General features: G+C 36.0%; 10 protein-coding genes. 8 read left to right on the forward strand and 2 right to left on the reverse strand.

Going from position 1 to position 9949, the window contains the following annotated elements; translation table 11 throughout:
- The first annotated feature begins 93 nt into the window (after window positions 1–93).
- Complete coding sequence (gene fabZ / locus ACERJO_RS20560; protein WP_373648720.1) at window positions 94–519, forward strand: 3-hydroxyacyl-ACP dehydratase FabZ; 426 nt, start codon at window positions 94–96, stop codon at window positions 517–519.
- A gap of 98 nt (window positions 520–617) precedes the next feature.
- A complete protein-coding gene (locus tag ACERJO_RS20565) occupies window positions 618–1067 on the forward strand; it encodes a DUF1569 domain-containing protein (protein ID WP_373648721.1) in 450 nt (149 codons plus the stop codon).
- Window positions 1068–1315: 248 nt separating this feature from the next.
- On the opposite strand, the gene ACERJO_RS20570 is transcribed toward ACERJO_RS20565, so the two are convergent.
- Both ACERJO_RS20570 and ACERJO_RS20575 read right to left on the reverse strand, forming a co-directional pair.
- Entirely contained in the window at window positions 1316–2866 is a 1551-nt protein-coding gene (locus ACERJO_RS20570; RefSeq protein WP_373648722.1) for a recombinase family protein, read from the reverse strand.
- A 176-nt stretch (window positions 2867–3042) separates the two neighbouring features.
- The gene (locus ACERJO_RS20575; RefSeq protein ID WP_373648723.1) at window positions 3043–3642 is read right to left on the reverse strand and encodes an ImmA/IrrE family metallo-endopeptidase; all 600 of its coding nucleotides are present in this window, start codon (window positions 3640–3642) and stop codon (window positions 3043–3045) included.
- 334 nt (window positions 3643–3976) lie between these two features.
- Here ACERJO_RS20575 and ACERJO_RS20580 point away from each other — a divergent pair, with 334 nt between their 5' ends.
- The 6 genes from ACERJO_RS20580 to ACERJO_RS20605 form a co-directional block, all read left to right on the forward strand.
- Window positions 3977–5986: a polymorphic toxin type 50 domain-containing protein gene (locus tag ACERJO_RS20580; protein ID WP_373648724.1), complete on the forward strand. Its 2010-nt coding sequence runs from the start codon at window positions 3977–3979 to the stop codon at window positions 5984–5986.
- Between the two features lie 17 nt (window positions 5987–6003).
- Complete coding sequence (locus ACERJO_RS20585; protein WP_373648725.1) at window positions 6004–6318, forward strand: hypothetical protein; 315 nt, start codon at window positions 6004–6006, stop codon at window positions 6316–6318.
- 88 nt (window positions 6319–6406) lie between these two features.
- Entirely contained in the window at window positions 6407–7078 is a 672-nt protein-coding gene (locus tag ACERJO_RS20590) for an HNH/ENDO VII family nuclease (RefSeq protein WP_373648726.1), read from the forward strand.
- A gap of 18 nt (window positions 7079–7096) precedes the next feature.
- Window positions 7097–7567 carry an SMI1/KNR4 family protein gene (locus tag ACERJO_RS20595; RefSeq protein ID WP_373648727.1) on the forward strand — a complete coding sequence of 157 codons (471 nt, stop codon included), beginning with the start codon at window positions 7097–7099 and terminating at the stop codon, window positions 7565–7567.
- Between the two features lie 323 nt (window positions 7568–7890).
- Window positions 7891–8820 carry a DUF2971 domain-containing protein gene (locus ACERJO_RS20600; RefSeq protein WP_373648728.1) on the forward strand — a complete coding sequence of 310 codons (930 nt, stop codon included), beginning with the start codon at window positions 7891–7893 and terminating at the stop codon, window positions 8818–8820.
- Window positions 8821–9128: 308 nt separating this feature from the next.
- Window positions 9129–9949 (forward strand): SIR2 family NAD-dependent protein deacylase (locus ACERJO_RS20605; protein WP_373648729.1); only part of this gene is annotated, 821 nt, incomplete at its 3' end.

Raw genomic sequence — 9949 nt, forward strand, 5'->3', positions numbered from 1 at the left:
TAGTGCTATATTTTGGTGCCAAGCATTAAAATCAAGTGATAAAATAGAAATAAATAGATTTCTCTAAATATTATTGTTATGGGGGCTTTAATGATGTTAGATACTCAAAAAATTAAGGATGTTATTAGACATCGTTATCCATTTCTTTTAGTGGATAGAATTATCGAATTAGAAGAAGGAAAAAGAGCAGTTGGTTTAAAAAATGTGACTGTGAATGAGGAGTTTTTTAACGGACACTTCCCCAATTATCCAGTTATGCCAGGCGTATTAATTGTAGAGGCATTAGCTCAAGTAAGTGCAGTTGTGATGTTAACTAAAGAAGGAAACCAAGGACGATTAGGGCTTTTAGCAGGTATAGATAAATGCCGATTTAAACAGCAAGTTAAACCAGGAGACCAACTGCGTCTTGAGGTTGAAATAACTCGATTAAAAGGTCCTATTGGAAAAGGCAAAGGTATAGCTACGGTTGATGGAGAATTAGTTTGCGAAACAGAAATAATATTTGCATTTGGTGATTAAAAGCTATTAATTTCTAAAATGTTATTTCACTAACGGGCAGTTTAGTGCAACAATCAATTAGGGATTTGTGGTAATAAACATGCAAAGGGGGCACAAAAATGAAAGATATTTTTAATCAATCGCACGCAGAGGAAGTTTTAAACCGAATTGACAATTTAAGCCCAAATTCAAAACCTCAATGGGGTAAAATGGATGTTGCCAAAATGCTGGCACATTGTTCATCCTTTCAAGACATTGCAATGGGAAATGCCTTTCCTTCGAGAGGTTGGTTAGGGATATTAATTGGGAGGTTTGTGAAACCCATTCTTTATAATGACAAGCCATTAGCCAAGAACATGTCAACAATCCCTACCATTTTGATTGTAGATGAAAAGGAGTTTGAAATAGAAAAGGAAAAACTAAAGGAAAAAATAATTACATTTCAAAGTAATGGTCCTCAGAAGTGTACAAATCACCCACATCCTTTTTTCGGTAAACTTACTTCTGAGCAATGGGGAAAAGGAATTTATAAGCACCTTGACCACCATTTAAAACAGTTTGGAGTTTAGTAAACCAAAGTGGAAACTTTATTTACTAACTGGGTGCTTTACTTTAATAACCATCTTCAACAATCCAGCGCGATTATTGAACAATATAGGTAGAAAATAATTAATTTTTTTTATAAAAACCAAACTAAAATCTAATGAAGAAGAAGCCATTTTGATCAATCTTTTTTCAAAATGGCTTCTTTTTATTTATCGTAAAATAAGGGTTTGCAAGGTATGTTTGCTTAATTTTTATTTCATAGCTACAGCTATTATATTTTTAAATGGATATCTAATTTGAACTTGTCGACCTCTTTCCAGTCTTTCTTACGAGTATAAACAACTTTCTCTACAATGGACTTTAACAGCTTATTGATATGTTCTGGATCATCAGTATTCTTAATGGTTTCTAAAATAGAACGTGCTCGAGGGAGGAAGGTAGAGTAATGCTTTTCTTTCTCCATTTCCCGTTTAATGCTTTCTTCAGTTTCAATTGCAGTCTGTTGCAGCTGTTTCATTTTCGATACGATGATGTTTTGTCGTTCCATAAATGTTTCTATGTCGTAAACGCCTTGTTCAAGGAGATCATGTAGATTCGTTTTTTGCTTTTCTAACAAAGCGAGATCTTTTTCGGCATGTTCTAGTGTTTTATTGAGACCAGGTAAGACCGATAGCTTTTCTTCTTGCTTTTTTACTAATTCTCCTTCAATAGTTATAGATTCTAAAATAGATTCTAAGGATTCGATTAACTTGTCATAAACAATTGGTAGAAGTGCACCCTTTTGAAAAGGGGCACATGTTCTTGTCTCGCAACGGACTTGTTTATTCGGCCTGTCCTTTGAGTGAGTGACTTTAAGAGCACGATCGCAAATGGAACATCTTAAAATTGTTGCAAGTGGATTAGACAATTTAAGGGCTTGGACGGTAGGAGTTCGATATCTTGCTGATAGAGCATTATTTGCTTCTCGAAATAACTCTTCTGGTACGACAGCCTCATGTGCATTCTCAACAATAATCCATTTCTCTCGAGGGAGTTTCTTCGTTATACGTTTGCCATTTCGCTTATATTGCTTTGTTTTCCCCCAGATGATATTTCCTTTGTATACTTCGTTTTTTATAATGTATGAAATGCTTGATTGGTCCCAAAACTGATATTTAGAGGGAGGATTAGCTTTTATAACTTCTTCTAAATATCGTGCTACTTTGTGGCGTCCTAATCCTTCGGATATTTTTTCAAAAATGATCTTAACTATAGGAGCTGTTTCCGGATCCGGCACTAATTTTAAATTTTGATCAATCTTATATCCAAACGGTGCTTGCTTGCCTATAAATTTGCCTTCTTTAGCACTTGCTCTTCGGCCATTTTGCAAGCGCTTGTTAATGCTTTTGAGTTCCTCTCGTGACACAATGCTCTTTACGCCAAACATCAATTCAGAATTTTCTTGAGTTGGATCGATGACATCTGTAGGAGTTAATACTAATGTTTCTGAATAGCTGAATGTACGATAGATAGAACCCATATCATACATATCTCCACGGCCAAGCCTGTCTAAATCAACAACAAGCACAGCGTCTACTGCTCCATTTTCCACTTCTTTCAGCATCCTTTGTATCTCAGGACGTTCGATTATGTATTCTCCAGATACAACTTCTTCAAATGGCTCACTTACTAGGTTATGATTCTCTTTTTTCACAACCTCTAATAGAAGTTTTCTGTGTCGTTGAAGGGTATCGCCACCTTCTTTTCTTTCGCTTTCTATATCTTTGCGGCTTTTCCTTAAATAGATGAATATATCTAATCCCGTTGGGCGCAATTGTAACACCTGCCTTTTGTTATACTTAATTTATATTTAAAAAAGCTTCGGACATTCGTTCTAAATTATTCATCGAAATTGTCAATTGAATCAAAACCTACAGTTTAGATTATTTAAGAACATACTAAAAAAACGTATAGACATGAGCTTATACTGATCAACAATCACTCTTATTTCTCATTATGTTATTTAATCCTGTGGCGTTTTACCAAATAAGTATTATTATGATCTTCTAAAACGGAGTCACATCCAATTTGTTGTTTGAATAGATTCATAGCTTCAAATTGAGCAATAAAACGAAGATTAATCTCTGAACCTATTAATTGCTGTTCGTAACGCTCTAAGCGCTTCTTAGCAAATGGAATTGTCACATTGAATTTTGCTGCTATTAACGCTATTGCTTGATTACGTTCTGCAGGTAGTTCAACTTGCTCTAACATGAAAGTTGGCACACAAAAATGAAGAGCAAAGTGATCTGCTTTATATTCTTGAAATTTTAAAAAAAGTTCGGCCATATTCGTTTGTTTTCCATATTGATTTAAGTAGTGACAGAGTTCATGCCCAAAGTCTTCCCACATTTCTTGTTGCGTTTGCTCGGAATTAATGTTAATTCTTGTTTTGCCTCTGAATGTAACTAATTGACTGCTAAAAGCTTGAAAGTGAAGGCTGATACCAAGTATACGCGCTATATCATCCATATTGAAATTAGATGGCGTATCTATTCCAAGCTGGCTATATAAGTTCTCAATGGTATCCTCAAGATGGGTCGTTTGATATACTATCATAGCTACACCTTCCTAAATTTGTTAGATTAATACTCATTATAGGAATGTATGTTCGTTTTGTAAAGTTATAGGGTGTCTAATACTAAGTTAAACGCTGTAAACGATCTGACGATAATAGATATAATAACTATAAGACGATTCTACATATGTGCCAGATTAACTCTTGTATTACGTAATAGACTAAATACTGCGCAGCATTGTTTTTCAGTTTTGGATAAATACATTTAAAATGAGATATGCCATTTATATTGGCGTTAAAATGTGAGTGATATCCTATATACACCATCTATTACCTGTATTATAATGGAATAATTGTAATGGAGGGGAAGAATAGATGGCGAATGAGAAAGTGAACATGGCCGAGGTTCATGCCTTTAAGGAAGAACAATCTCAGCAATTACGAGAGCTTCGGCAAGGGCTCCGAGATGTGAGAGCGAATATAAAAGAGACCTGTCGAATGTCTAGCTTTAAGGGAGAAGCTGCCGATGCGGCTAAGGTCTATTTTGGTGACGTACACGGGACGCTTCTTCGGTCATTTGAAGGACTTTTTATCCAATTAGAGAAGAACCTTCAGAAGCACATTCACGAATTCCATATGAACGTCGATAGGAGCGAACGAGCGATTGTTGAGAGCTCTTATGTGAAAGAGCAAGAGACTGAAATCGAACAAGCTTATCAAGAGTTTGAGCGGATCATGAAGCAAATCGATCAAACGATCCGTAGTGTATCAGATCTAACAAGTGCGACATCGCCTTCTTCCTCCCGCGTGCAGGAGGATCACGATGATGTCCTGAAGGTGACATCGAAGCTGACAAGACAAGCAGAGACGTTCACGAAAACCGGGAGGAAGGATCAGGGGCTTATTTCACAATCAATAGCGGAAATCGAACGGTTGATGTCAGCTATTGGGAATCAGACGAGTACCACAAGAGCAGAAGGGTTTCAGACAAGTCTGTCTACCATTCAACCACTAGTAACAGAAGCAAAGGAATCGACTGTTCTCAAAGACCTTCTTTCCATTCAAAAAGCGGAAAGTGGTCAGATCAGTCGGCTGGGTTTACATACGAATGAAGCGAAAGCATCACTCAGCTCACTAGGGCTCCAGAAATATGCACAGACGACGAAAAGAGATTTGATCAAAGTCATCGTAGAACGTGTCCTAGCGCGAATGCCGTTACGAAGTGTCGTGGCACACTTCCGACGAAGTCCACACAATGCTTCACTTGTGCAGCTCGGTGTTATAGGGACAGGGAATGTGACTGAAGTGACTGACTTTCAAGGGAAGCCGAATGGATTCCCGCTCAGCAAAGCACATGGCACGCATGAGAAATGGTGGCTGAAAACGGCTACTCATTCGGTCGATCAAGGAAGTGCGATTCTGGATACGATCAAAGGTTGGAACATTCCGATGATTAACAGTCGTATTCATCGTATGGAACAAAATATGGCGATGATCGGAGGAGGGGCCGTTGGTGTTGGAAGAGCGGGAATCGATACAGGGAAGGGTTTGTGGGAATTTGCGAAAGATCCTGTTGGCACCGTCAAAGACCAAATCGCCTTTGCAGGGGAAGTGATCAAGGAACCGGGGATTATCATAGAAATGGGGCAAATGTTACGTGATTCCTTCAACGAAGATGTCATCAATGGGACGAGCTACTCTCAAGGGGAATGGCTAGGCTACGCATCAGGACTTGTGTTAATCTCTATATACGGAGATAAAGGCATGTCTCGGTTAGGCCAAGCGGGCAAAATGGCGAATACCGCCAAGAACAACCGGCCGGTTTCCTCCAATCGACCGACAACGATACCACCAGCCGGAACGCTTAGCACGACACTAGGCACGATTCAATCGACAGCCACAACGGTTCAGAACACATTACAAAGAGGGATGGACACCATCAGTGATCTCGCAGCGAGATTAGGAATGCCTCCAGTAGTAGCCAGTTCGGTGCCGTTTAATGTGATGGATTCACGAGCGATGGTTCGGAAGTTGGATGAAAGTGACAAAGTTCAGTTTAGTAAGGTTGAACCTGGTGGGGGGAATGGTACGGTAAAAGTCGTAAATGGTTTTGACGCTACAGTACATTCAGGAAAGCAAGGGAAACATATTCCTGGTCATCCAAACTATCAATCTGGAAAAAGTATATTTAATGGTGACTCTCAGAAATTATTAGACTCTCATGCTGGAACAGGTCAATGGATTGGACAAAATAAAGAGCGTGTAGATTTTGGACAAGTAATTGGTAAATATGTTGACCCTAATACAGGTCAAGCAATTGAGACGACTAAAGGGATAATTCATTATTCAAAGAAAGGTGCACATATTGTACCTTCGAGACCGTAAAGAAAGGTGAAAAATAAATGGATAAATTAATAAAGAAAATTAGTAGTTACCCCAATGGCACTAGTTTATTGATTGAGTTTTTAAATGGTTTGAGAATAAAAGGAAAATTAGATACCATTTATGAAACCGATAATGGCTTAGAAATGGATGAAGAAGGTTATTTAGAATATTATGCGTGTACTGTTGAAATTGATACGATAATAAATCATCCACAAGAAATGGATAACTACATCAAGAAAGGGAATCTAATTGAAGTATCAAGTCAAAATGAAATTTTGAGCGTTTCTTTAGATGATGGAACTGTTATATGGTCTACTAGAAAAAATAACTAGATAAAAATTACCTTGATTGGCTGTATGCCTATCAAGGTGATTTTTAATGTTTAGAAAAGTGTTAATCTCTATATACGGAGATAAAGGCATGTCTCGGTTAGGCCAAGCGAGCAAAATGGCCAATACCGCCAAGAACAACCGGACGGATTCCTCCAATCGACCGACAACGATCCCACCAGCCGGAACGCTAGGCACGACACTAGGCACGATTCAATCGACAGCCACAACCGTTCAGAACACGCTACAAAGAGGAATGGACACCATCAGTGATCTCGCAGCGAGATTAGGAATGCCTCCAGTAGTAGCCAGTTCGGTACCGTTTAATGTGATCGATTCACGAGCGATGTTTCGGAAGTTGGATGAAAGTGACAGGGCTCAGTTTAGTAAGGTTGAGCCTGGTGGGAATATGGGTATATATAATGGTTATAATTATTGGGATAAAACAACCCAATTTAAAAACGTGAAAGTTTATCAAAGAGATGATATTATAAATCCAAATATGAAAGATGCGCGTGGTAGAACTAACCTTGAAAGAATGCAGAAGGGATTAGCTCCACTTGGTCCAGATGGAAAGTCTATAAACCTTCATCACACAACACAAAGAAATGAAAGTTCGATAGCAGAGGTGACACAGACGTTTCATAAAGATAATAGTTCTGTAATCCACATCAATCCTAATACTATACCTTCAGGTATAAATAGGTCTGAGTTTAATAAATGGCGAACTGATTACTGGAAAAATAGAGCCAATGATTTTTAATGTTAAAGGGGGATGGACATGAGTGCAAAAAATTATCAAAAAGCAAAGGAAATTATTTTGAATGATGAAGAGATTGCTGACTTTGTGGGTGGTCGTACAGAGGAATTAATTAGTTTGGCTGGAGAAAAATTAGGGTTAAAGTTTACTGGTTTATATTTTGATTATTTAAAGACATTTGGAGCAGGTAATTTCGGAGCACAAGAAATTTACGGAATTATTAATGCTGATTTTGAAAATTCATCAGTTCCAGACGCCATATGGTACACTTTAACAGAGCGAAGGGAAATTAATCTACCTGATAATCTGCTAGTTATATATGATACTGGGAGTGACGAAATATTTTGTTTAGACTATAGTCACCTTGATGATAATGGAGAACCAAAAGTAGTATCTTTTGTGCCTGGAGTTGAATTAGAGAGTCAAACATATGAAATAATTGCTAACGACTTTGGTGATTTTTTATTAGACTTAGTTAAGCAAGAAGTATAGAATTTGAAAAACCTTGATTGGCTATAGCCTTTCAAGGTTTCTTTTTTTGGTGAATACCTAGTGACGAATAAAGCAAAAATCGATCTGATGATAAAAGATATAAAATCATAAGATATTCAGCATAGTCCTAGATTAACTCTTGTATTGCGGAGTAGACTTAATTCTGTACAATAATCTTTTTTACGAAAATATCATTTCGACAAATGGATATAAATGTTATTCTATTATTATGAACTGGCTATTTTATAATTTTATGACGGTTGGGGTGTATTCACCTGACAATAGACAGCGTTAACTGAAAAGCAAAGGGGCGTATCAACGCAATGAATACATTGAACTACATTTTAAGTAGATCTGCAAGAAATGACCTTAAAGAGTTAATGCGAAATAGGACTAGCTTGGATCAAATAAGACTTCTTGACGCTGAAAACTTCCCACCTTTTTTATATAAGTATACTAGCATAAATCAATATAGCGTTTTAAATTTAAAGACCAATAATTTAACCGCGACAATTCCAACGGAGTTCAACGATTTATACGACTCTACAATGCACTTTGATACTTATAATAAAAAATTAAAACAAATACAAAATCTTAATGAAAAAGCTAGGGAAATAGGATATAACAAAATAATTGATAGTGAAGCTACAAAACTTCTATTAAAAAACTCAGAGGAAGAGGATAATTTTAAATTATCATACTTATCCAATGGGTTTAGAATAACTTCATTAAGTTCAAGTAATCAGGATATCAAAATGTGGAGTCTGTATGCAAATAACAACAAAGGTATTTGTATAGAGTATGGATTTAGACAAGACCAAAATAGGATTTCTAATTTTATTTATCCAGTTTTATACATAGATAAACCATTGGATGTAACATATATATGTGAAGATGATAAAAAACTAGATTTAGCGGTATTAAGTTCAGTAATTTCAAAGTATAAAGAGTGGGAATATGAAAGGGAATGGAGAATTGTGCTTTATGTTGGTTACCAGATCAAGGAAAAGAGAGTTCCTATACAGAACATACCTAAACCAAAATGTATTTATTTAGGTAATAAATTCTTAGAATATTATCAAAGCTGTAAAAAAGATAGAAGTGAAGAAGGTAAGAACGAGACTAAACTACTAAGTGACTTTCTGTATTACGTGAAAAAGATGAATATTAGTTTGAAAATTGCAAAACCACAGATTAGAAGTTATGTTTTGGAGTTTGAAGATATTGATGTAATTGATGTTATTATGAGTTAGGAAATACCGGAGAGATATAGGTTTTTATTCCAAGTAAAACAAATTTAAAATTTGTGAGGAAGGTATAAATTTTTAGGAATGAAAAAATAGCATTTACCTCGTATCGTGAATAATGAAAAGTAACTAAAATGGGAATTTTTAAATTTAAATTGGATTTTAAATTTTTGTAAACTATTGTGAAGCAGAAAAAACGATAATCTTCTATAGTAATGCTTTCTAATTTACGAGTTTAATTTTCTGATTAAGAGGTAAAAATATTTTAATAAATGTTTTTGAAAGTGAATTTTTATCAAAGGAGAGATGGGTAGATGGGCGCTGAGTTAGTTCATACCTACATAAATGATATTGCAAAAAGGTTACATGATCCTAATAAATATGGATCTACTTCCGTTATGGTAGGAGCAGGATTTTCTAAAAATGCAATAAGTTTAGCGGAAAATACCCTTTCACCAAATTGGGAAGAACTCGCAAAAATAATGTATGAATCTCTGTACCCCTGTCCTGATAAGGGGGATGAAAGAAAACAATGGGAAAAAGTATTGATGAAAAAGACATCAGGGAAAAATGTTTTAAAGTTGGCTGAAGAGTATAAGGTAGCTTTTGGTAGGAATAAACTAGATAAATTTATTGAAGAGAGTATAGAAGATGATAAATTTATTCCTGGCGATTTACATGTGAAGTTACTAGATTTGAATTGGAACGATGTTTTTACTACTAACTATGATACTTTACTTGAAAGGTCAATTGATAATATTTCTGTAAGGAAAAATTATAAAATTTTAACTTCACAAAATGACCTTCCAGGAAGTACCCACCCACGAATAATAAAACTACATGGTAGTATCCCTAATACAAAGCCGTATATCATTTGTGAGGAAGATTACAGAACATATCCAGTAAAATACGCACCACTAGTAAATACTGTACAGCAGTCAATGCTTGAGACTCAGCTTTGCTTACTTGGTTTCTCAGGGGATGATCCCAATTTTCTTAGTTGGTTAGGTTGGTTACGAGACAACATGGGGGAAAATTGCCCTCAAATATATCTCTGTGGTATTTTCAATGAGATGAGTGAATTTGAAAGAAAGATGTTGGAAAGTCAGAATATCACTATTGTCGATTTAGAATC

This window comes from Halalkalibacter sp. AB-rgal2 (assembly GCF_041821005.1).
In the GTDB taxonomy this organism is placed as follows: Bacteria; Bacillota; Bacilli; order Bacillales; family Bacillaceae_D; genus Halalkalibacter.

What these genes read in the sequence shown, in the direction of transcription:
- fabZ (WP_373648720.1), top strand. Translation starts at nt 94, where the DNA reads ATGTTAGATACTCAAAAAATTAAGGATGTTATTAGACATCGTTATCCA.
- ACERJO_RS20565 (WP_373648721.1), top strand. Translation starts at nt 618, where the DNA reads ATGAAAGATATTTTTAATCAATCGCACGCAGAGGAAGTTTTAAACCGA.
- ACERJO_RS20575 (WP_373648723.1), bottom strand. Translation starts at nt 3,642, where the DNA reads ATGATAGTATATCAAACGACCCATCTTGAGGATACCATTGAGAACTTA.
- ACERJO_RS20580 (WP_373648724.1), top strand. Translation starts at nt 3,977, where the DNA reads ATGGCGAATGAGAAAGTGAACATGGCCGAGGTTCATGCCTTTAAGGAA.
- ACERJO_RS20585 (WP_373648725.1), top strand. Translation starts at nt 6,004, where the DNA reads ATGGATAAATTAATAAAGAAAATTAGTAGTTACCCCAATGGCACTAGT.
- ACERJO_RS20590 (WP_373648726.1), top strand. Translation starts at nt 6,407, where the DNA reads ATGTCTCGGTTAGGCCAAGCGAGCAAAATGGCCAATACCGCCAAGAAC.
- ACERJO_RS20595 (WP_373648727.1), top strand. Translation starts at nt 7,097, where the DNA reads ATGAGTGCAAAAAATTATCAAAAAGCAAAGGAAATTATTTTGAATGAT.
- ACERJO_RS20600 (WP_373648728.1), top strand. Translation starts at nt 7,891, where the DNA reads ATGAATACATTGAACTACATTTTAAGTAGATCTGCAAGAAATGACCTT.